The organism is Enterobacter cloacae complex sp. 385G4, from assembly GCF_057320665.1.
In genome coordinates, this window is the sequence record NZ_JBXWDD010000001.1 from 1,016,957 (window position 1) to 1,038,003 (window position 21,047).

Sequence of the window (21,047 nt, forward strand, 5' to 3'; positions counted from 1 at the left end):
GAAATGACAAAGAACTTAAATCGCTTTGCTTTGCCGGAAACGCAGGGTCACGCCCGGCTTGACTTATTCTGTAGTAAAGGTACTTTTCAGGACATGAAGAAAATATTAATTATCGTACCTGACGGAGGCATGCTGTTTGAGGCCGCCGGTATCGCCGACATTCTGATGCAGGCCAACCGGCTGCATCCGGAAGGGCTGGCGCAGCCCCGCTACCGGATTATCATCGCCACCACGCAGCCCCACCAGGTGATCCACGGCCAGTCTGGCCTGAACCTGCTGGCGGACTATCGTCTGCCGGAGCTGGATCCGCGCGAACCGCTGGACACCATTATCATCACCGGGCGCGGGATCAACGAGCAGGAGAGCACGGCGGTGGTGGACTGGCTGCACCTCGCGGCCCCGCACGCCCGGCGGGTCGCCTCCATTTGCGGGGGCGCGATGCTGCTTGCCCAGACCGGCTTGCTGGACGGCCGCCGCGCAACCACCCACTGGCGGCTGCTGGAGACGATGCAAGCCCAGTACCCGGCTATCCACGTCGAAGGCGGCCCGCTGTATATTCAGGATGGCCCCATCTGGACCTCCGGGGGCGTGAGTTCCGGGTTCGATCTAACCCTGGCGCTGGTGGAAGACGACTACGGATTTACCCTCGCCCGCGACGTGGCGCAGGATATGGTGATGTATCTGCGTCGCCCCGGCGGACAGCTGCAGTTCAGCCGCTATAGCCTGCAGCAGCCTGGCGCATCGGGGCCTATCAGCGAACTGCAAACCTGGATCCTGCAGAACCTCACCGCCGACCTGTGCGTGGAAAATTTGGCCGAAAAGGTGGCGATGAGCCCGCGCAATTTCACCCGGGTTTTTACCCGCGACGCGGGCGTCTCGCCTGCCCGTTACGTTACGGAAGCGCGCCTGGCCGCCGCCCGACAGCTGCTTGAGCAGACCCATGATCCCCTTGAGCGGGTTGCCGAGCAAAGCGGGTTTGGCACCAGCATTAACCTGCGCCGCGTGTTTGAGAAACAGCTCCACCTCACGCCGGGCGAGTACCGCCAGCGCTTCCACTGCCGCAAGATGGCGTAATCTGATCCTTTTTTGTCGTTTACGCCAACCGGCCCCGCGCCTACAGTGACTCCAGACAACAGAGATAAGGAGTGCACCATGGTTAAGGTCGGTATTAACGGTTTCGGCCGTATCGGACGTAATTTCCTGCGCGCGGCGCTGGGTAACCCGGATCTTCAGATTGTGGCCATTAACGATCTGACGGACAGCAAAACCCTCGCCCACCTGCTGAAACATGATTCCCTTCTGGGCAAACTGCCCGCGCCCGTTGAAGCGGCTGACGGCGCGCTGCAGGTGGACGGTCAGCGGATTGTGGTGTTTAGCGAACGCGACCCGGCAAATATTCCGTGGCGCGATGTTGGTGTTGACGTGGTAATTGAGGCCACCGGCTTCTTTACCGATCGGGAAAAAGCGGCGGTGCACGTCACGCAGGGTGGCGCAAAGCGCGTCATCATCTCCGCGCCCGGCAAGAATGACGATCTGACGGTTGTGATGGGAGTGAACCACGATCGCTACGACCCGGCACAGCACGTGGTCGTCAGTAACGGGAGCTGTACCACGAACGGTCTGGCGCCGGCGGCTCAGGTGCTGCATCAGCAGTTCGGGATCGAGCATGGTCTGATGAACACGACGCACGCCTACACCAACAGCCAGGCGCTGCACGACCAGCCGGAAAAAGATCTGCGCGGCGCGCGCGCGGCGGCGCTGTCGATTGTGCCTTACTCCAGCGGCGCGGCGAAAGCGCTGGGCAAAGTGATCCCCTCCCTGGACGGCAAGCTGACCGGGTACTCCCTGCGCGTGCCGGTGCCGGTGGTGTCGATTGTGGATTTAACGGTAACGCTCAGCCGTAGCGTAACCGCCGAAGAGGTGAATGAGGCGTTCCGCAACGCGGCCGCCAGCGGGCCTCTGAAAGGGATCCTGGGCTATAGCGATGAACCGCTGGTCTCCAGCGACTACCAGGGCGACCCGCGCTCCTCCATTATCGACGGGCTTTCCACGCTGGTGACTGGCGGGAACATGGTGAAGATCCTGGCGTGGTATGACAACGAGTGGGGCTTCTCTAACCGCCTGGTGGATCTGGCGGTGCTAATGGATAAGAAAGGGCTGTAAGCCTGGAGCCGGGTGGCGCGAACGCTCACCCGGCAAAAAATCATTCCGCTTTCACTTTCACGCCCATCAACACAATCACCATCGCCGTCACCAGCAGGAAGCCGCTGCCCGCAAACACGCCGCTGGCACCGTTAAGGTCAAATACCGCCCCGCCCCCGGCCGCACCGGCGCTTATCGCCAGCTGGATTGAGGCCACCAGCAGCCCCCCTGCGCTTTCGGCTTCATCAGGAACGGTGGTGGCAAGCCAGGTTGACCAGCCCACCGGAACCAGACCAAACGCAAAGCCCCACAGCGCCACCAGGAAACCGTCCAGCATTGCCAGATGGCCAAACGCCACCATCGTCAGCGCCAGTATGCCCATGGCGAACGGCACCAGCGCCAGCGTCAGGCGCAGATTACGTGCCAGCAGATGTCCGGCAACGGAAGTACCGACAAAGTTCGCCAGCCCAAAGCCCAGCAGGATCAGTGAAATGGTCTCAACGTTCGCCTGCCCCACCGTTTCCAGGAACGGGCGCAGGTAGGTAAAGAAGGCGAAATGGCCGCTGAAGATCAGAATAGTGGCCAGCATGCCGCCGATCATGCCCGGTCGACGCAGCACGCGGAACAGCGTGCTGAGGCTACCGCTGCTCTCGGGCTTCATAGACGGCAGCACCCAGATCTGCCACAGCAGCGCCAGTACGCTCGGCAGAATGCAGAGCACAAAGACGTTGCGCCAGCCGATCAGGCTACCCAGATAGCTCCCCAGCGGGGCAGCAACCACGGTGGCAATCGACACGCTGGAGAAAATCACCGCCAGCGCCTTCGGTACTTTATCCGTCGGAACCAGGCGCATCGTGGTGGCCGTCGACATCGCCCAGAAGCCACCGATGGCGACCCCTAACAGCAGGCGCCCCATCAGCAGGACGTGCAGCGTAGGCGCAAAGGCCACCAGCAGGCTGGAGATGATTTGCAGCACGGAGAAAAACATCAGTACCCAGCGACGGTCGATACTTTTGGTCGCCGGCGTAATCAGAAGCCCGGTGATCAGCGCCACCAGCGCGGTGGCGGTGACGGCCTGCCCGGCCATGCCCTCGCTGACGCCCAGGCTCGCGGCCATCGGCGTCAGCAAACTGGCTGGCAGGAACTCAGCCGTTATCAACCCAAACACGCCCAGCCCCAGTGAATAGACGGCCCGCCAGGCGGGTCTGGCAGGCGCCACGGCCTCTCTCGCCACGACACATGAATTCATCTGTTGTTCTCCCGTTATAAAAATGTGACAACTGTCGCAAAAGCATAGAGGGTTCACCGTGGACGATCTATGACATATAATCTCCACTTATTGATTATTCGTCCGGAGTTGCGCCATGACCGTTCAGTCCCCCGATTTGATCAGCGAACTCTTACGCGGCATGCGCCTGTCGGGCGTGAAATACCGACGGATTGAAGCCAGCGCGCCGTTTGGCGTGGCGTTCCACCAGGCGCCCGGTAAGGCGCAGTTCCATTTTGTGAGCCACGGTAGCGCCCTGCTGCGTATGGAGAGCGGTGCGACCTTCGAACTGAGCGGCGGCGACGCGCTGTTTATTCCTGGCGGGAATGCCCACGCCCTGCTCTCTGACGCGCAGGCAGCCATTACCCCGGTGAACGCTTTTCCGAGCGAACCTATCTGCGGCTCGGTGTGCGCCATTACCTGCGAGCCCTGTCCGGAGAGCGAGAACACCATCATCTTTAGCGGGTGTATGGATTTTGAGCTCGGCGGGATGCAGCCGCTGATCAAAGCAATGCCGGAAGTGATGATGGTCAGCCGGCTGATGTCCACCTGGCCGGAAATTCATCCGCTACTGGCGGCGATGGAGCGAGAATCCATGACCCGTCAGGCCGGGTTCGCCGGGATCCTTGCCCGGCTGGCTGATGTGGTGGCGGCGTTAATTGTGCGCGGCTGGGTTGAGGGCGGCTGCGGTAAAGCCACCGGCTGGGTGCAGGTTTTACGCGACCCGCGCCTGAGCCGGGCCATTTACGCCATGCACCAGCAGCCTGGCCTGAACTGGAGCGTGGCGGATCTGGCGAAAGAAGCGGGCACCTCACGCTCCGTGTTTGCCGAACGGTTTCTGGCCGCGACGGGGACGACCCCGGCAAAGTATCTCAGCGAACTGAGAATGCGGCTGGCGATTCAGTACATTCGTCACGAAAATCAGCCGATTGAAACGGTCGCACTTAGGCTGGGTTACGGATCGCTGGCGGCGTTTAGCCGGGCCTTTAAGCGCATCATTGGCCATGCGCCGGGCACGCTGCGGGAAGCCGGTCAGACGCAGGAAGAGGTCTGATAGCGCGGCAATATTTAACGCGAAGCGGGCAATATTCGTCTAAGGTATTCAGGTGATTGACAACAGCGGTCACGCTGTTTAGTGAAGACAGGAGACGAACTCATGATAAGACCTCGTACACTACGCCCCGCCTTTTTGCCCCTTGCGTTAGGTGGCGCGCTGCTCGGCGTAACGACATTGGGATATGCCGACGATAGCCCCACCGCCCAGACAACTTCACCCGATATTTTACTGGGCCCTCTGTTTAACGACGTGCAGAGTGCCAAACTGTTTCCCGATCAGAAAACCTTTGCCGATGCCGTTCCCAAAAGCGACCCGCTGATGATTCTGGCGGATTACCGGATGCAGCACACCCAGACAAGCTTTGACCTGCGCCACTTTGTGGAGATGAACTTCACGCTGCCTGCGGAAGGTGAAAAATATGTGCCGCCTGCGGGACAAAGCTTACGTGAGCACATTGACGACCTCTGGCCTGTGCTGACGCGCACCACGGATAAAGCCAGTAACAAATGGGATTCCCTGCTGCCGTTACCGAAACCTTACGTTGTGCCCGGCGGGCGCTTCCGCGAGGTCTACTACTGGGATAGCTATTTCACCATGCTGGGCCTGGCGGAGAGCGATCACTGGGACAAAATCAGCGATATGGTGGATAACTTTGCGTATGAGATTGATACCTTCGGCCATATCCCCAACGGTAACCGCAGCTACTACCTGAGCCGCTCCCAGCCGCCGTTCTTCTCACTGATGGTTGAGTTGCTGGCGACGCATGACAAAGACGCGCTGAAAAAATACCGTCCACAAATGGAGAAAGAGTACACCTACTGGATGGAGGGTGTAGAAAGCCTTCAGCCTGGGCAAGCTAACCAGCGCGTGGTGAAGCTCGATGACGGTTCCGTACTCAACCGCTACTGGGACGATCGCGATACCCCGCGCCCGGAGTCCTGGCTTGACGATATCACCACGGCGAAGAGCAACCCTAACCGGCCTGCGACGCAGATCTACCGCGATTTGCGCTCCGCGGCGGCCTCGGGCTGGGACTTTAGCTCCCGCTGGATGGACGACCCGCAAAAGCTCGGCACCATCCGCACCACCAGCATTGTGCCCGTCGATCTGAACGCCCTGATGTTTAAAATGGAAAAACTGCTCGCGCGAGCAGGCCAGGAGGCGGGCGACAGCGCGGCGGCGAGTAAATACGAGGCATTAGCAACCGCGCGTCAAAAAGCCATTGAGCGCCACCTGTGGAACGATAAAGAGGGCTGGTACGCCGATTACGATCTCAAGAGTAAGAAGGTGCGTAACCAGCTCACGGCGGCAGCCCTCTTCCCGCTATACGTGAAGGCGGCGGCACAGGATCGCGCCGATAAAGTGGCCGCGGCCACCTCCGCGCGCCTGTTGAAGCCGGGTGGTATTACCACCACCACCATCAACAGCGGTCAGCAGTGGGATGCGCCAAACGGCTGGGCACCGCTGCAGTGGGTGGCAACGGAAGGGTTGCAGAACTATGGGCAGGATAAGGTTGCAATGGACGTGACCTGGCGCTTCCTGAAGAACGTTCAGCACACTTACGACCGCGAGAAGAAGCTGGTGGAGAAGTATGATGTCTCTTCTACCGGAACCGGCGGTGGCGGCGGTGAATATCCGCTCCAGGATGGGTTCGGCTGGAGTAACGGCGTGACGCTGAAAATGCTGGATCTGGTTTGTCCGAAAGAGAAACCGTGCGACAGCGTGCCGGAAAATCAGCCTGCGGCGAATGATGAGGCTGCGCCGGTGAAAGCTTCGGCGCAGTAAGGGAGTATTGCCGGGTGATGGCTACGCCTTACCCGGCCTTCATTTTGAACTCACAGGGATTTAGAAGCTGTAACTCGCCCCTAGCTGATACGTCCTGTCACGCCCAATCCAGCAGTTAGTCGCATCGTAGCAGGTCAGCGTCTCTTTATTGGTGATGTTCTGCATACTCGCTTTAAGCGTCAGCCCCGCCAGCGAAGGCAGAATTTCGCCCATCCGGTACGACGCCGCCAGATCGTACTGCGTAGTGCCCCCCAGCTTACCCGCATCGTTAGACGGTGAAATCTCCATCGGCCCGGTATAGCGCGCCCCGGCGCCCAGCATCAGCCCCTTCAGCGACGTGCTCTCGAAGGTGTAGTCCCCCCACAGGTTGAATGCATTTTCCGGCACCTGAGTGGGACGCTTGCCCTGGTATTTATCATCTTCGGTATTAATTACGTGGGTATAGGCATAGTTGGCAATCAGCGTCAGGTTGTCCGTCGGGCGGCTGATGGCGGAGAGCTCCGCGCCTTTGGATTCCACTTCACCAGTCTGACGGTAGTTCAGGAAGCCCGGGTCGGAGGTGACGACGTTTTTCTGCCGGATGTTAAACACCGAGGCGGTAAACGTCGTGGCGTACTCTGCCAGCAGATATTTTACCCCGCCTTCCACCTGCTTGCTGGTGGTTGGCTTGACGTCTTTCGCCGTGAGCGTCCCCTGCGGCGAGACCGGTGCAAAACCTTCTGAATAGCTGATAAAAGGCGAAATACCGTTATCGAAGGCGTAAAGCGCCCCCAGGCGTTTGGTAACGCGATCCTGCGATACCCAGGCCTTATCGCCATTTTGCAGGTAATCGGTGGTGACGGAGCGGTAATCGTCGTAGCGCAGGCTGCCCAACAGATTTAAGCCGCCAAATTCCACCTGATCCTGCAGGTAATACCCGTTCTGCTGATAGCTGAGGCGGTTTTTCTGGGCGGTGTAGAGCCCCAGCGCGCTTTCGTGGATTTGCGAATAATCCGGATTACGCATATCCATGCCCGGCGTAGTCGACGCGTAGCGGTAGTGGAAATGGGAGTTCAGCCTCTGATAGTCAAACCCGGCCAGCAGATGGTGTTTCCAGCCGCCCAGCGCAACGGTTTTAGTCACCTGGTTGTCGATGTTGAAGCTCTTAAGATCTTCATCGGTGGTATAGGCAAAGCGGTTAAGCTGATAGACCTCACTTCCCGTTCCCGTCGCGTAGACGCTGTTCTGGTGGGTATCGACGTCGAAATAGCGCGCTTTCTGATTAAAGCCCCAGCCGCTGTCAAACTCGTGTTCGAAGCTGTAGCCCAGCATCCACTGCCGCTGCTTAAACCCGCTCCACTCATCTCCGGCGTAATCCCGGCGATCGGCATATTTGGACCGCAGATAAGCGAGCGGCAGCGGGTTAGACGGCGTCAGGCTCGGGGAGTTTTGCGCCAGCGCATCCAGGGTGAGGCGGGTTTTACTGTCGGGTTGCCATGTAACGGACGGGGCGACCAGATAATTTTCATAGCGGCTGGTGTGCGGCTGATCGTCATTCTCCGTCGCCTTACCCAGCAGGCGGTAATTCCAGTCGCTGTCGGCAATTTGTCCGGTCGAATCAAGGTAGCCTTCTTTCAGATTACGGTTCCCGGTGTTAAAACCGACCTCGGTTCGGGCTTCCCGCTGCGGCTTTTTGCTTTGAATATTTACCAGCCCGCCCGGCGAACCGCCGCCGTAAAGCACCGATGAAGGCCCTTTCAGGATATCGACGCTCTCTATTAACAGCGGATCGATGCGCGCCTTGGTGTTGCCGGTGACGTTATAGGGTAGCTGCAGTCCGTTGTAAAACTCCTGATCAACGGTAAAGCCACGAATTTTGTATTCGCTCATATAGGAGGTATTCCCCCGCACCTCGGTTGAGACGCCTGGGGCATAGCGCAGGATTTCATTCACGGAGTTCGCGTGACGCTTTTCGATCTCCGGCGCAGAGAGCGTGTTGATAACCTGCGGCGTTTTACTTTCGGCAACGGCCGATTTGGTGGCGCTGTTGGTCCAGGCCGGCAGCGCGCTGCCCTGCTCTGAGCCCGTGACGACAATGGTTGATTCTTCGGCGAAAGCCTGGACCTGCAATGCCAGCGTGACGGCACCCGCCAGGGTGCATAACGTAAAACGTGAGGAGTTCATAATGTCGTCTTGTGATTACATGCAATACGGAACGACAATTATTATCATTTAGATTAGCAAATCAATATGGCGGCAAAAAAAACGGCCCTCCGCAGAGAGCCGTTCTGTCATTTTATGCTCGTCGCAGTAATCTGAATATGCCCAGCACGACAATGGCTCCCACGACAGCGACCAGGAAACTGTGCATGTCGAAACCACTGATGTCACCACCAAAACCAAACATCGTCGCCAGCCAGCCGCCTACAACCGCACCAACGACCCCGAGTACGCAGGTCAGAATAAAGCCGCCGCCATCGTTTCCCGGCATGATCAGTTTTGCGATAGCGCCGGCAATAAGGCCAAAGATAATCCAGGCGATGATACCCATAGCAATGCCCTCTTGCAGATTAAACGCATGTGCAGAAAACCTTCTGCACAGCTAACTTAAGTATAGGTCATCACCGGAAAACCAGTTTCGTCTCACCGACTTATCCGGCGGACAACAGTAAAAAAATCTCACCGGTTTGTATTAAGTTTGAGGGTGGATTGCCGATAACGCTAAGACAGTCTGTCATCAATCAAGGAGCCATCCGGCGTGAGTCATTACAGTGAGCAGTTCCTCAAGCAAAATCCGCTGGCTGTATTAGGGGTATTACGCGACCTGCAAAAAGGCGAAGTGCCGCTGCGCATCAGCTGGTCGAATAATCAGTTCATCAGCAAGATCCTTGACGTCTCGCAGGAGAGGCTGGTTATTGACCTGGGCAGCCAGGAGTATGAAAACCGCGCGGCGCTGAAAGCAGAGAATATCGTGGTCATGGCCGAAACCCATGGGGCCAAAGTGGAATTTGTCCTGCCGCGTCTGGAATTGAGCGAATACCAGGGACTTCCGGCTTTTGTTACCCCCCTTCCTGGCAACCTCTGGTTTGTCCAGCGTCGTGAATATTTTCGCATCAGCGCCCCGCTTCATCCTGCCTATTTTTGTAAGGCTAAAATGCCGGACAAAAAAGAGATCCGCTTCCGTCTCTTTGACCTGTCGCTGGGTGGAATGGGCGCGCTGATGGATACCCCGAAGCCGGAGGGTCTGGTAGAAGGCATGCGGTTCACGCAAATTGAACTGGATATGGCGGGCTGGGGCCGCTTTTATTTCGATGCACAGCTGATTGCCATCAGCGAGCGCACGGTGGTGGACAGCAAAAATGAAACGATTACCACGCCGCGTCTGAGCTTCCGTTTTCTGAACGTCGGGCCCGGCGCGGAGCGCGAGCTGCAGCGCATTATCTATTCGCTGGAACGGGAAGCACGGGAACGTGCGAATAAGGTTCTGTAGGAAAAGTCGGGCAGCGAGCGCCGCCCGTTTGCGGCATTACATGGCATCCATCGCTTTCTGTACTTTCCAGATATAGCGAGGCGCCTGCGGTGCCGGATGATTTTTCGCCACATGCTCGACGAACTCATCTTTGTCCATGTCGTTGATCTCCTCAATCGCCTCTTTGCGGTCAGAGGAGAAGGTTCTGAGCAGCGCCCCGGCGCCGTTCACGTACGAGACCACCAGCGCGTATTGCATCACTTCCGGATCCTCAATGCCCTTCAGCACGCCGTGTTCCAGAATGCTCAGGTAAGCGGTCCCCATAGAAATGTTGCGTTCCGGGTTCTTCAGCTCGCTGGTCGACGGCTGGCCGCTCCAGCCCATATAGCGGTAGACCTCTCTCCCCGCCGTAGAGGCTTTCAGCTGCATCAGCCCCACCGCGTTGGATTTGCTGACAAGCGTAGGATTGCCACCGGACTCCACCGCAATAATGGCGGTGATCAACCGCGGGCTGACGCCCCATGCCTTCCCGGCTTTTTCACTGATCGGCATCCACTGCATGGCCCGTTTCACCGGCACTTCCGGATTCCAGGGCGGGTTTTGATAATCATGTTTTGAACTACAGCCAGCCAGCAAAACAATCAAAAAAGCAAACCATCTCAATTTCACGTCATCTATCCTTATAGCCGGTCATCGCGGTGCGCCGCCCTTGAAGCAGGCGGCGTATACGCGGCATGATATAGACAATTAGTTTCTCATTCAGCAAGGAATTGCCATGTCTCAGTTTCATCTCATCGCGCCGTCGGGCTACTGTATTAACCAGGACGCGGCGCAGCGGGGCGTTCAGCGCTTACTGGAATCCGGCCATCAGGTAGAAAATCAGACAATTATCCCCCGCCGCCAGCAGCGTTTTGCCGGAACAGAAGCGCAGAGGCTGAATGATATCAATAGCCTGGTGAACCTGAAGGGCGAAAACCGAATAGTCCTTGCGGTGCGCGGCGGCTATGGTGCGAGCAGGCTGCTTGAGAGCATTGACTGGCAGGGCCTGGCGCAGCGCCAGCAGCAGGATCCGCTGCTGATATGCGGCCACAGCGATTTCACCGCCATCCAGCTTGGTCTTCTGGCGCTGCATAACGCCATCACGTTTAGCGGCCCGATGCTGGCCGGTAATTTCGGCGCGCCGGAACTGGACGCGTTCACCGTGGAGCATTTCTGGCGCGCGCTGCGCAATCCCACCTACAGCGTTGAATGGCAAGGCAATGGACCGCACTGGGAGTGTGAGGGCCAGCTCTGGGGCGGTAACCTGGCGATGCTGGTCTCGCTCATCGGCACGCCGTGGATGCCGCAAATCAAGGACGGCATTCTGGTGCTGGAGGATATTAACGAACATCCGTTCCGCGTCGAGCGTATGTTATTGCAGCTTTATCATGCCGGTATTCTCGATCGCCAGTCCGCGATCGTGCTGGGCAGCTTCAGCGGCTCTGCCCCGAATGACTATGATGCAGGCTACTCCCTGGAAACGATGGTCGATTTCATCCGCTCGCGGCTGGATATTCCGGTTATCACCGGTCTGGATTTTGGCCATGAACAGCAGACCGTTACCCTTGCGCTGGGCGCGCAGGCGACGCTTACACATGATGTTTCGGGTAGTCGGTTAACGATCGGCGGTCATCCGGTCATAAAAGCATAAAAAACCCCCTTAATAAAACGCTGTTGCCGTTGTTAATATGTTAGGGTTTTAGTAACAGCGTTAACATTGAGGTGGGAGTAAGAGAACATTGGATGCCGCAGCGATAATCAGCCTTTTCATTTTGGGTTCTGTACTTGTAACCAGCAGTATTTTATTAAGTTCATTTTCATCGCGTCTTGGCATACCCATTCTTGTTATTTTCCTGGCCATCGGCATGCTGGCCGGCGTTGACGGCATCGGCGGTATCCCCTTCGATAACTATCCCTTCGCCTACATGGTGAGTAACCTCGCGCTGGCGGTGATCCTGCTCGACGGCGGGATGCGCACTCAGGCGAGCTCCTTCCGCGTGGCCTTAGGGCCTGCGCTGTCGCTGGCGACCGTCGGCGTGTTGATCACCTCCGGCCTCACCGGGATGATGGCCGCATGGCTTTTCAATCTCAATCTGATGGAAGGCTTGCTGATTGGCGCAATCGTTGGCTCTACCGATGCGGCGGCGGTCTTTTCCCTGCTTGGGGGTAAAGGGCTTAACGAACGCGTTGGCTCAACGCTTGAGATTGAATCCGGCAGTAACGATCCGATGGCTGTGTTCCTGACCATCACGCTGATAGAGATGATCCAGCAGCACGAGACGGGCCTGAGCTGGATGTTTGCCCTGCATATTCTGCAGCAGTTCGGGCTGGGGATTGTCATCGGCCTGGCGGGGGGATACCTGTTACAGCAGACGATCAACCGCATTTCTCTGCCCTCGGGGCTTTACCCTCTGCTGGCGCTGAGCGGCGGCATTCTCATTTTTGCCGTTACCACCGCGCTGGACGGCAGCGGTATTCTCGCCGTCTACCTCTGCGGGTTCCTGATGGGCAACCGCCCTATTCGCAACCGTCATGCTATTTTGCAGAACTTTGACGGCCTGGCGTGGCTGGCGCAAATCGGCATGTTCCTGGTGCTGGGCCTGCTGGTGACCCCGTCGGACCTGCTGCCGATCGCCGTTCCGGCGCTGCTGCTGTCGGCGTGGATGATCTTCTTCGCCCGTCCGCTCTCCGTATTTGCAGGCCTGCTGCCGTTTCGCGGCTTTAACCTGCGCGAGCGCGTCTTTATCAGCTGGGTCGGCCTGCGCGGCGCGGTGCCGATTATCCTTGCGGTGTTCCCGATGATGGCCGGCCTCGACAACGCGCGGCTGTTCTTCAACGTGGCGTTCTTCGTAGTGCTGATTTCCCTGCTATTCCAGGGCACGTCGCTCGGGTGGGCGGCGAAAAAGGCCAAAGTGGTGGTGCCGCCCGTAGGCTGGCCGGTCTCCCGCGTTGGGCTGGATATTCACCCGGAAAACCCGTGGGAGCAGTTCGTCTATCAGCTGAGCGCCGATAAATGGTGCGTGGGGGCCTCGCTGCGCGATTTGCACATGCCGACTGAAACGCGTATTGCCGCCCTGTTCCGCGATAATGTCCTGCTGCACCCGACCGGCAGCACCCGCCTGCGCGAAGGGGATATTCTGTGCGTCATTGGCCGCGAGCGCGACCTGCCCGCGCTGGGCAAGCTGTTCAGCCAGTCGCCTCCCGTGGCGCTGGACCAGCGTTTCTTCGGCGATTTTATTCTGGAAGCCAGCGCCAAATTTGCGGATGTGGCGCTCATTTATGGCCTGGATGAAGGTGCAGAAGACGGTGATAACCCGCAAACGCTGGGCGAAATCATTCAGCAGCGGCTTGGCGCTGCGCCGGTTGTTGGTGACCAGGTGGAGTTTGCCGGGATGATCTGGACGGTGGCAGAAAAAGAAGATAACGCGGTGCGGAAGGTCGGTTTGAGGCCGATGGAAGAGGACGCGGAGTAGTTTTTTTGCCGGGTGGCGGCTTCGCGTCACCCGGTAAAGATACAAGTTACACCGTCACAACCGACACTCTTGGTGCCAGGGCACACATCAGTTCATACCCTACCGTTCCCGCCGCGGCCGCCACGTCATCAATTTTGATTTCGTTGCCCCACAGCTCGACCGGTGAACCGATGCCCGCCTGCGGGCATGGCGTCAGGTCAACGGCCAGCATATCCATTGAGACGGTCCCTACCGTGCCCGTGCGCACCCCATCCACCCAAACCGGCGTGCCGGTCGGCGCGATACGCGGATAGCCGTCGGCATAACCGCCCGCGACGATGCCAATCCGCTGCTCGCCCTGCGCCCGGAAGCGGCTGCCGTAGCCTACCGTGTCGCCCGCCTTCAGCGTCTGCACGCCGATGATCTCGCTGCGCAGGGTCATGACCGGCCTCAGGCCGCTGTTGGCGATATCCTGCCACTGGCCTGAGGGTGATGCACCGTACAGAACGATCCCCGGACGCACCCAGTTATAGTGGGCTTCAGGATGCCAAAGCGTCGCCGCCGAGTTCGACAGGGAGCGCGGACAATCGAGCCCTTCAGCCGCCTGCTCAATGCGGACCATAGCATCAGCAATGCCGTCCGGTTTTTCCGCATCGGCAAAGTGCGCCATCAGCGTCATTTCGCCAACGTTTTTCAGGCCACGCAGCTGCTGCCAGACCGTATGCACCCGCTCGGGCTGGAAGCCCAGGCGGTTCATGCCGCTGTTCACCTTGAGATAAATATCCAGCGGAGCGTGGAGCTTCGCATCCTGAATGGCTTTAATCTGCCAGTTGCTGTGAACGCTGGTGGTCAGGCGATACTTATCCAGCAGCGGCAGATCGTCCGCGTGGAAGAACCCCTCCAGCAGCAGAATAGGTCCTTTCCAGCCGCGCTCGCGCAGCAGGATGGCCTCTTCCAGATTCAGTAACGCAAAACCGTCGGTCGCGCCGAGCGCGCTCCATATACGGTCAATACCGTGGCCGTAGGCGTTTGCCTTGACGACTGACCAGACGCGCGAACCAGGTGCTGCCCGGCGAACAATTTGCAGGTTTTCCTTCAGGGCCTGCAGATCCAGCTGAGCCAGAACAGGACGGGACATGACAACTCCTTAATTATGCGCGCCGTGCAGGTGCTGAGGACGCGATGGCGTAAATCCTGATTGATAGCGCGCAGCACTTAAATCGTCAAACGGAATTGCCGGCGTGCGCCCGGAAATCAGGTCGCTCAGCAGCTGGCCCGAGCCGCAGGCCATCGTCCAGCCGAGCGTGCCGTGTCCGGTATTGGTCCACAGGTTTTTGTATGGCGTGCGGCCCACGATTGGCGTGCCGTCCGGGGTCATCGGACGCAGGCCGGTCCAGAACGTCGCCTGTTCCACAAACCCGCCGCGCGGGAAGAGATCGCCCACCACCATCTCCAGCGTTTCACGACGCGGCTGCAGCAGCTCGGTGTTGAAGCCGACAATCTCCGCCATGCCGCCGACACGAATACGGTTATCGAAGCGGGTAATGGCGATTTTGTAGGTTTCATCCAGGATGGTTGACACGGGCGCCCCGCTCTCCTCTTTCACCGGGATAGTCAATGAGTAGCCCTTGAGCGGGTAGACCGGAATATCGAGGATGCCTTTCAGCATGGCGGTGGAGTAGGAACCAAACGCCATCACGTAGGCATCCGCCTTTATCACCTCGTCGCCGCACTTCACGCCATAAATTTTTTCGCCTTCCGACAGCAGCTTGTCGACGGAGGTATTAAAGCGGAATTTCACCCCAGCCTGCTCGCACATCTGTGCCAGACGCTGGGTAAAGAGCTGACAGTCGCCGGTTTCGTCATTCGGCAGACGCAGACCGCCGGTCAGCTTGTGGGCCACTTCGGCCAGCGCGGGTTCCACCTGCCCCAGTTGGCTGGCTTCCAGCAGCTGATACGGTACACCGGCATCTTCCAGCACGGCGATATCGCGGGTGGCGTTTTCATACTGTTGCTCGGTGCGGAACAGCTGCAGCGTGCCGCCCTGACGGCCTTCGTACTCGATACCCGTCGACGCGCGCAGGGCTTTGAGGCAGTCACGGCTGTATTCCGCCAGACGCACCATGCGCCCTTTGTTTTCCATGTAGTGCCGGGTGTCGCAATTGCGCAGCATCTGCCACATCCACTTCAGCTGGAACTGCGTGCCGTCAAGGCTGATGGCCAGCGGCGCGTGGCGCTGGAACATCCATTTGATTGCCTTCAGCGGCACGCCGGGCGCCGCCCACGGGGCCGCATAGCCAGGAGAGATTTGACCGGCATTTGCCGCACTGGTTTCAAGCGCCGGGCCGGATTCACGATCGATAACGGTAACCTCATGTCCCGCCTGACTTAAATACCAGGCGCTGGTTACGCCAACGACACCACTTCCCAGTATGACAACACGCATAGCCACTCCATTATGAGCAAAAGAACAATCATCTAATTACAGATTGATAACCTAGTTGAAAATATTATTCAACATACGACTTTTTTATGGTGACTTACCTCACACATCCCCCAGCATCAGGGGACAGGGATAATTTGGGATCTCCTGCTGAGCTTTATTTTTAACCAGCATAAAATTCTGATGAGTGCGCTTTTTTTGCCGTATCAAAAACGGGAAATCGCAAAGAAAAAATTTCTGCGCCAGCACGCTTTTTAACACGTTGATCTATGCTTGAAAGGAGGCTCTCCAGACAGAGAGAGCACCCACAACGAGGGCGCGCTAATGGCTACTATTGATTCCCTGAACAAGGACAACACACGTCTGAGCGATGGACCCGACTGGACCTTCGAGCTGCTGGATGTCTACCTCGCCGAAATCGACCGGGTGGCAAAACTGTATCGCCTGGATACCTATCCCCATCAGATTGAGGTGATTACCTCCGAACAGATGATGGACGCTTACTCCAGCGTCGGGATGCCGATCAACTATCCGCATTGGTCGTTTGGTAAAAAATTCATTGAAACGGAGCGGCTGTACAAGCACGGCCAGCAGGGGCTGGCGTATGAGATCGTCATTAACTCCAACCCGTGTATCGCCTATCTGATGGAAGAGAACACCATTACCATGCAGGCGCTGGTGATGGCGCACGCCTGCTACGGCCATAACTCCTTCTTTAAAAATAACTATCTGTTCCGCAGCTGGACGGACGCCAGCTCCATCGTCGATTACCTGATCTTCGCCCGTAAATACATTACCGACTGCGAAGAGCGCTACGGCGTGGACGAGGTAGAGAAGCTGCTCGACTCCTGCCACGCGCTGATGAACTACGGCGTGGACCGCTATAAACGCCCGCAGAAAATCTCACTGCAGGAGGAGAAAGCCCGGCAGAAAAGCCGCGAGGAGTATCTGCAGAGCCAGGTGAACATGCTGTGGCGCACCCTGCCGAAGCGTGAGGAGGAAAAAACGATTGCCGAAGCGCGTCGTTATCCGTCCGAGCCGCAGGAAAACTTGCTCTATTTTATGGAGAAGAACGCCCCGCTACTGGAGCCGTGGCAGCGCGAGATTTTGCGTATCGTGCGTAAGGTGAGCCAGTATTTCTATCCGCAGAAACAGACCCAGGTGATGAACGAAGGCTGGGCAACATTCTGGCACTACACCATCCTCAACCATCTGTATGACGAGGGGAAAGTCACCGAGCGGTTCATGATGGAATTCCTCCACAGCCATACTAACGTGGTGTTCCAGCCGCCCTACAACAGCCCGTGGTACAGTGGGATTAACCCGTATGCGCTGGGCTTTGCGATGTTCCAGGATATTAAGCGCATCTGCCAGTCGCCAACGGAAGAGGACAAGTACTGGTTCCCGGATATCGCCGGTTCTGACTGGCTGGAAACGCTGCATTTTGCGATGCGCGACTTTAAGGATGAGAGCTTTATCAGCCAGTTCATGTCGCCGAAGATCATGCGCGATTTCCGCTTCTTCACCGTGCTGGACGATGACCGCAACAATTATCTGGAGATCTCCGCGATCCACAACGAGGAAGGGTACCGGGAGATCCGCTCGCGCCTCTCCTCCCAGTACAACCTGAGCAACCTTGAACCCAATATTCAGGTGTGGAACGTGGACCTGCGCGGCGACCGCTCTCTGACGCTGCGCTATATTCCGCACAACCGCGCGCCGCTGGATAAAGGACGTAAAGAGGTGCTGAAGCACGTGCACCGCCTGTGGGGCTTTGACGTGCAGCTGGAGCAGCAGAATGAGGACGGCAGCGTGGAGCTGCTGGAACGCTGCCCGGCGAGGTTGAATACGCTGTAGCGCCACCCGACGAAAAAAAACCTCTCGATTGAGAGGTTTTTTATTTTAGCGGCTCTGAATCGCCAAATCGCCCGGCAGCGTTTTCTGCATACGGTGCCAGATTTCACCGGAATCGTGGCCGTAGCGGCGTACGGTTTCATATACCTGATCGTGCAGGCCTTCGGTGCAGAGCTTGCTCAGCTTATGGTAGAAGCCCAGCGCCAGACTGCGGGCTTCAGGGTTAGCGAAGTAGTGACGACCAATGCGGGTATAGAGCCCTTTCATACCGTTGAGGATCAGGCCGTAAACCGGGTTGCCGGAGGCAAACGCCAGGCCGCGAAACACGTTGTAATCGAGGGTGGCAAAGGCGTCGGCGTGATCTTCAACTTCATTCGCGCTGGCCAGCACCGCAAGCGCATCTTCAGGATGCTGACGGAAAGCGGTACGAATAAAAATAGTCGCGATGTTGGTGCGCACGGAGAGCAGATTATCAATCAGCTGCGGCACGCTTTCGTGGTCGAGGCGCGCCAGCGTTTCAAGAATGTTCAGCCCCGAGGTTTCCCAGAAGTTGTTTACCTTTGTTGGCTTGCCGTGCTGGATCGTCAACCATCCATCACGCGCCAGTCGCTGAAGCACTTCACGCAGCGTGGTGCGAGTGACGCCAATCAGTTCAGAGAGTTCGCGTTCAGCCGGAAGAATGGACCCCGCAGGAAAACGATTATTCCAGATGCTTTCAATGATGTACTCTTCCGCGAAACCCGCCGGGCTCTGCGCCTTAATGACCATAGTGAGATTTCCATTACACAGCTTTTTGCAAATTGGACTCATCATACCAGAGGCGTGCAACGGCAGGTAGCGCGGCAAAGTGAGAAAAGAGGGATCGCCGTTTCATTTTTGTGAAATTTACAATGCGGTCTTATCCGCCTCCGGGCCGCGATTTTTGCGTATACTGATGTTTTGTATTACTTAACGGGAAGGACGTCTGTTGTGGAAATTTCTTTTGGGCGCGCGCTGTGGCGCAATTTTTTAGGTCATTCTCCTGACTGGTACAAACTGATACTGCTGGTTTTCCTGGTCGTTAATCCCATCATTTTTAGCGTGGATCCGTTTATCGCCGGGTGGCTGCTGGTGGCGGAATTTATCTTCACCCTGGCCATGGCGCTGAAGTGTTATCCCCTGCTGCCCGGCGGTTTGCTGGCATTTGAAGCCGTTGTCATCGGCATGACGTCCGCAGAGCATGTAAAAGCAGAGCTGGCCTCCAATCTGGAAGTGCTACTGCTGCTCATTTTTATGGTGGCCGGTATCTACTTTATGAAACAGCTGCTGCTGTTTATCTTTACCCGCCTGCTGCTGAGCATTACGTCAAAAACGATCCTCTCGCTGGCGTTTTGCCTTGCCGCCGCCTTTCTGTCGGCCTTCCTGGATGCGCTCACCGTTGTCGCGGTGGTGATCAGCGTCGCCGTCGGATTTTACGGCATTTATCACCGCGTGGCCTCCTCTCGCCCAAGTGAGGATTTACAGGACGATAGCCACGTCGAGGCGCATAACCGCGACGTGCTGGAACAGTTCCGCGCGTTTCTGCGCAGCCTGATGATGCACGCAGGGGTCGGTACGGCGCTGGGCGGCGTGATGACCATGGTGGGCGAGCCGCAAAACCTGATCATCGCGAAAGCGGCTGAATGGCATTTTGGCGAGTTTTTCCTGCGCATGGCCCCCGTCAGCGTGCCTGTGCTGGTCTGCGGGTTAGCGACCTGCATTCTGGTCGAAAAATTCAGGCTGTTCGGCTACGGCGCACAGCTGCCTGAACCGGTCCGCAAAGAACTGCATAAATTTGACGAGCAGAGCCGCAAACAGCGTACGCGCCAGGAGACGCTGCGTCTGATTGCGCAGGGGATCATCGGCGTCTGGCTTATCGCCGCGCTGGCGTTGCATCTTGCCGAAGTCGGGTTGATTGGCCTCTCCGTCATTATTCTTGCCACCACCTTTAGCGGGGTAACGGACGAACATGCTATTGGTAAAGCCTTTACCGAAGCCCTGCCGTTTACCGCGCTGCTGGCGGTCTTTTTTGCGGTCGTGGCGGTGATTATTGACCAACACCTTTTCGCACCGATTATCGCGTTTGTGCTTAAGGCCTCGCCGGACTCGCAGCTTACGCTGTTCTATCTATTTAACGGTCTGTTGTCCTCTATTTCCGATAACGTCTTTGTCGGGACGGTGTATATCAATGAGGCCAAAGCGGCGATGGATCAAGGGATCGTCAGCACCGGGCAGTTCGACCTGCTGGCAGTAGCCATCAACACCGGAACAAACCTACCCTCCGTTGCAACACCGAACGGCCAGGCGGCATTTCTCTTCCTCCTGACCTCGGCGCTGGCGCCACTCATACGGCTTTCTTATGGAAGAATGGTCTGGATGGCGCTGCCGTACACGCTGGTGCTCACCGTTGTTGGTTTGCTGTGCATCAAAATTACTCTCGTTCCCTGTACGCAATGGCTGCTACAAGCGGGTATACTTGCGGCGCATTAAAATTCGTTTACACTGCGCTTTCTAAGCATGTTCCAGGGAAATGATTATGTTGAGATTTTTAAACCAGTGCTCCCGCGGTCGCGGAGCGTGGTTGTTGATGGCCCTGACCGCCTTTGCGCTGGAAATGGTTGCGCTGTGGTTCCAGCACGTGATGGGACTCAAGCCCTGCGTGCTGTGCATCTACGAGCGCTGCGCGCTGTTCGGCATTATGGGTGCAGGCCTGGTGGGCGCAATTGCCCCAAAAACGCCGTTGCGCTATGTGGGTATTGCCATCTGGCTGTACAGCGCCTGGAAAGGGATTGAGCTTTCCTGGCAGCACACCATGATGCAGCTGCATCCGTCACCGTTTATGACCTGTGATTTCGCCGCCCGCTTCCCGAGCTGGCTGCCACTGGATAAGTGGCTTCCGCAGGTGTTTGTCGCATCCGGTGACTGCTCCGTACGTCAGTGGGAATTCCTGACGCTGGAGATGCCGCAGTGGCTGGTGGGCATTTTTGTGGCCTACTTCGTCGTGGCGCTGCTGGTGCTGATTGCTCAGCCATTCAAACCGAAGAAACGCGATTTGTTTGGAAGGTAAAAGCAAAAACCCGCCACGGCGGGTTTTTTATTATCACCGATTAGGGTGATTCATGATGTGATCTTCCCAGTCCCGTACCTCGGACTCCTTCACCGCAATGTGGCGTACCGAGATACGCTCGCCGTGCATCGCCGCTTTTGAGCCCGTCAGCAGCGGATGCCAGTTCGGCAGTTCTTTCCCTTCCGCCAGCAGGCGATACGCGCAGGTGTGCGGCAGCCACTCAAAAGTCGGCAGATTTTCACGGGTGAGCTTGATGCAGTCCGGCTCGAACTCGAAGCGGCGTTCGTAGTTGCGGCACTGGCAGGTTTTAATGTTCAGTTGCCTGCAGGCGACGTTGGTGAAATAGATCTCATCGGAGTCTTCATCCATCAGCTTGTGCAGGCAGCACTGCCCGCAGCCGTCGCACAACGATTCCCACTCCGCGTCGGTCATTTGGTCAAGAGTTTTGCTTTGCCAGAAAGGAATGTCGTTCATC

General features: G+C 57.5%; 17 protein-coding genes and 2 pseudogenes. 10 read left to right on the forward strand and 9 right to left on the reverse strand.

Going from position 1 to position 21,047, the window contains the following annotated elements; translation table 11 throughout:
- The first annotated feature begins 93 nt into the window (after positions 1-93).
- Positions 94-1,074: a GlxA family transcriptional regulator gene (locus tag AC2FAJ_RS05020; RefSeq protein WP_049138808.1), complete on the forward strand. Its 981-nt coding sequence runs from the start codon at positions 94-96 to the stop codon at positions 1,072-1,074.
- 78 nt (positions 1,075-1,152) lie between these two features.
- A complete protein-coding gene (gap, locus tag AC2FAJ_RS05025; RefSeq protein WP_047364875.1) occupies positions 1,153-2,163 on the forward strand; it encodes a type I glyceraldehyde-3-phosphate dehydrogenase in 1,011 nt (336 codons plus the stop codon).
- Between the two features lie 40 nt (positions 2,164-2,203).
- Here the strand turns inward: gap and AC2FAJ_RS05030 are convergent, their stop codons facing one another.
- Entirely contained in the window at positions 2,204-3,391 is a 1,188-nt protein-coding gene (locus AC2FAJ_RS05030; protein ID WP_047364873.1) for an MFS transporter, read from the reverse strand.
- Positions 3,392-3,506: 115 nt separating this feature from the next.
- On the opposite strand from AC2FAJ_RS05030, the gene AC2FAJ_RS05035 reads away from it, so the two are divergent.
- Both AC2FAJ_RS05035 and AC2FAJ_RS05040 read left to right on the forward strand, forming a co-directional pair.
- The gene (locus AC2FAJ_RS05035) at positions 3,507-4,463 is read left to right on the forward strand and encodes an AraC family transcriptional regulator (RefSeq protein WP_485453898.1); all 957 of its coding nucleotides are present in this window, start codon (positions 3,507-3,509) and stop codon (positions 4,461-4,463) included.
- A 102-nt stretch (positions 4,464-4,565) separates the two neighbouring features.
- The gene (locus AC2FAJ_RS05040) at positions 4,566-6,251 is read left to right on the forward strand and encodes an alpha,alpha-trehalase (protein ID WP_047364869.1); all 1,686 of its coding nucleotides are present in this window, start codon (positions 4,566-4,568) and stop codon (positions 6,249-6,251) included.
- 60 nt (positions 6,252-6,311) lie between these two features.
- On the opposite strand, the gene AC2FAJ_RS05045 is transcribed toward AC2FAJ_RS05040, so the two are convergent.
- Both AC2FAJ_RS05045 and AC2FAJ_RS05050 read right to left on the reverse strand, forming a co-directional pair.
- Entirely contained in the window at positions 6,312-8,414 is a 2,103-nt protein-coding gene (locus AC2FAJ_RS05045) for a TonB-dependent siderophore receptor (protein ID WP_485453899.1), read from the reverse strand.
- 112 nt (positions 8,415-8,526) lie between these two features.
- Entirely contained in the window at positions 8,527-8,781 is a 255-nt protein-coding gene (locus AC2FAJ_RS05050; protein WP_028013508.1) for a GlsB/YeaQ/YmgE family stress response membrane protein, read from the reverse strand.
- A gap of 207 nt (positions 8,782-8,988) precedes the next feature.
- Between AC2FAJ_RS05050 and ycgR the strand changes: the two genes are divergently transcribed.
- Complete coding sequence (ycgR, locus tag AC2FAJ_RS05055; protein WP_045630797.1) at positions 8,989-9,720, forward strand: flagellar brake protein YcgR; 732 nt, start codon at positions 8,989-8,991, stop codon at positions 9,718-9,720.
- Positions 9,721-9,756: 36 nt separating this feature from the next.
- On the opposite strand, the gene emtA is transcribed toward ycgR, so the two are convergent.
- Positions 9,757-10,368 carry a membrane-bound lytic murein transglycosylase EmtA gene (emtA, locus tag AC2FAJ_RS05060; RefSeq protein WP_028013510.1) on the reverse strand — a complete coding sequence of 204 codons (612 nt, stop codon included), beginning with the start codon at positions 10,366-10,368 and terminating at the stop codon, positions 9,757-9,759.
- Positions 10,369-10,474: 106 nt separating this feature from the next.
- Between emtA and ldcA the strand changes: the two genes are divergently transcribed.
- Positions 10,475-11,389, forward strand: a complete 915-nt coding sequence (gene ldcA / locus AC2FAJ_RS05065; RefSeq protein ID WP_485453900.1) for a muramoyltetrapeptide carboxypeptidase — start codon at positions 10,475-10,477, stop codon at positions 11,387-11,389.
- A gap of 121 nt (positions 11,390-11,510) precedes the next feature.
- Positions 11,511-13,145: pseudogene (locus tag AC2FAJ_RS05070) on the forward strand (potassium/proton antiporter); the annotation flags it as partial.
- 3 nt (positions 13,146-13,148) lie between these two features.
- Here AC2FAJ_RS05070 and AC2FAJ_RS05075 read toward each other — a convergent pair.
- From AC2FAJ_RS05075 to AC2FAJ_RS05085, 3 genes and pseudogenes are all read right to left on the reverse strand, one after another.
- Positions 13,149-13,241, reverse strand: a pseudogene (locus AC2FAJ_RS05075) (hypothetical protein); the annotation flags it as partial.
- 16 nt (positions 13,242-13,257) lie between these two features.
- Positions 13,258-14,328, reverse strand: a complete 1,071-nt coding sequence (dadX, locus tag AC2FAJ_RS05080) for a catabolic alanine racemase DadX (protein WP_485453901.1) — start codon at positions 14,326-14,328, stop codon at positions 13,258-13,260.
- Positions 14,329-14,337: 9 nt separating this feature from the next.
- A complete protein-coding gene (locus AC2FAJ_RS05085; RefSeq protein WP_041909503.1) occupies positions 14,338-15,636 on the reverse strand; it encodes a D-amino acid dehydrogenase in 1,299 nt (432 codons plus the stop codon).
- 321 nt (positions 15,637-15,957) lie between these two features.
- Between AC2FAJ_RS05085 and AC2FAJ_RS05090 the strand changes: the two genes are divergently transcribed.
- Positions 15,958-17,490, forward strand: coding sequence for a SpoVR family protein (locus tag AC2FAJ_RS05090; protein ID WP_023293929.1), 1,533 nt, complete (start codon positions 15,958-15,960; stop codon positions 17,488-17,490).
- Positions 17,491-17,535: 45 nt separating this feature from the next.
- Here AC2FAJ_RS05090 and fadR read toward each other — a convergent pair whose 3' ends face one another.
- Complete coding sequence (fadR, locus tag AC2FAJ_RS05095; protein WP_028013515.1) at positions 17,536-18,255, reverse strand: fatty acid metabolism transcriptional regulator FadR; 720 nt, start codon at positions 18,253-18,255, stop codon at positions 17,536-17,538.
- 201 nt (positions 18,256-18,456) lie between these two features.
- Between fadR and nhaB the strand changes: the two genes are divergently transcribed.
- On the forward strand, positions 18,457-19,995 hold the full coding sequence (nhaB, locus tag AC2FAJ_RS05100) for a sodium/proton antiporter NhaB (RefSeq protein WP_248112396.1): 1,539 nt from the start codon (positions 18,457-18,459) through the stop codon (positions 19,993-19,995).
- A 46-nt stretch (positions 19,996-20,041) separates the two neighbouring features.
- A complete protein-coding gene (gene dsbB, locus AC2FAJ_RS05105) occupies positions 20,042-20,572 on the forward strand; it encodes a disulfide bond formation protein DsbB (RefSeq protein WP_028013517.1) in 531 nt (176 codons plus the stop codon).
- Between the two features lie 33 nt (positions 20,573-20,605).
- Here the strand turns inward: dsbB and AC2FAJ_RS05110 are convergent, their stop codons facing one another.
- Complete coding sequence (locus tag AC2FAJ_RS05110) at positions 20,606-21,046, reverse strand: YcgN family cysteine cluster protein (protein WP_041909501.1); 441 nt, start codon at positions 21,044-21,046, stop codon at positions 20,606-20,608.
- Between the last annotated feature and the right edge of the window lies 1 nt (position 21,047).

Bases quoted from the DNA above. Each gene is read 5' to 3' on its own strand.
- AC2FAJ_RS05020 (WP_049138808.1), top strand. From the start codon at position 94: ATGAAGAAAATATTAATTATCGTACCTGACGGAGGCATGCTGTTTGAG.
- gap (WP_047364875.1), top strand. From the start codon at position 1,153: ATGGTTAAGGTCGGTATTAACGGTTTCGGCCGTATCGGACGTAATTTC.
- AC2FAJ_RS05030 (WP_047364873.1), bottom strand. From the start codon at position 3,391: ATGAATTCATGTGTCGTGGCGAGAGAGGCCGTGGCGCCTGCCAGACCC.
- AC2FAJ_RS05035 (WP_485453898.1), top strand. From the start codon at position 3,507: ATGACCGTTCAGTCCCCCGATTTGATCAGCGAACTCTTACGCGGCATG.
- AC2FAJ_RS05040 (WP_047364869.1), top strand. From the start codon at position 4,566: ATGATAAGACCTCGTACACTACGCCCCGCCTTTTTGCCCCTTGCGTTA.
- AC2FAJ_RS05045 (WP_485453899.1), bottom strand. From the start codon at position 8,414: ATGAACTCCTCACGTTTTACGTTATGCACCCTGGCGGGTGCCGTCACG.
- AC2FAJ_RS05050 (WP_028013508.1), bottom strand. From the start codon at position 8,781: ATGGGTATCATCGCCTGGATTATCTTTGGCCTTATTGCCGGCGCTATC.
- ldcA (WP_485453900.1), top strand. From the start codon at position 10,475: ATGTCTCAGTTTCATCTCATCGCGCCGTCGGGCTACTGTATTAACCAG.
- dadX (WP_485453901.1), bottom strand. From the start codon at position 14,328: ATGTCCCGTCCTGTTCTGGCTCAGCTGGATCTGCAGGCCCTGAAGGAA.
- AC2FAJ_RS05085 (WP_041909503.1), bottom strand. From the start codon at position 15,636: ATGCGTGTTGTCATACTGGGAAGTGGTGTCGTTGGCGTAACCAGCGCC.
- AC2FAJ_RS05090 (WP_023293929.1), top strand. From the start codon at position 15,958: ATGGCTACTATTGATTCCCTGAACAAGGACAACACACGTCTGAGCGAT.
- fadR (WP_028013515.1), bottom strand. From the start codon at position 18,255: ATGGTCATTAAGGCGCAGAGCCCGGCGGGTTTCGCGGAAGAGTACATC.
- dsbB (WP_028013517.1), top strand. From the start codon at position 20,042: ATGTTGAGATTTTTAAACCAGTGCTCCCGCGGTCGCGGAGCGTGGTTG.
- AC2FAJ_RS05110 (WP_041909501.1), bottom strand. From the start codon at position 21,046: ATGAACGACATTCCTTTCTGGCAAAGCAAAACTCTTGACCAAATGACC.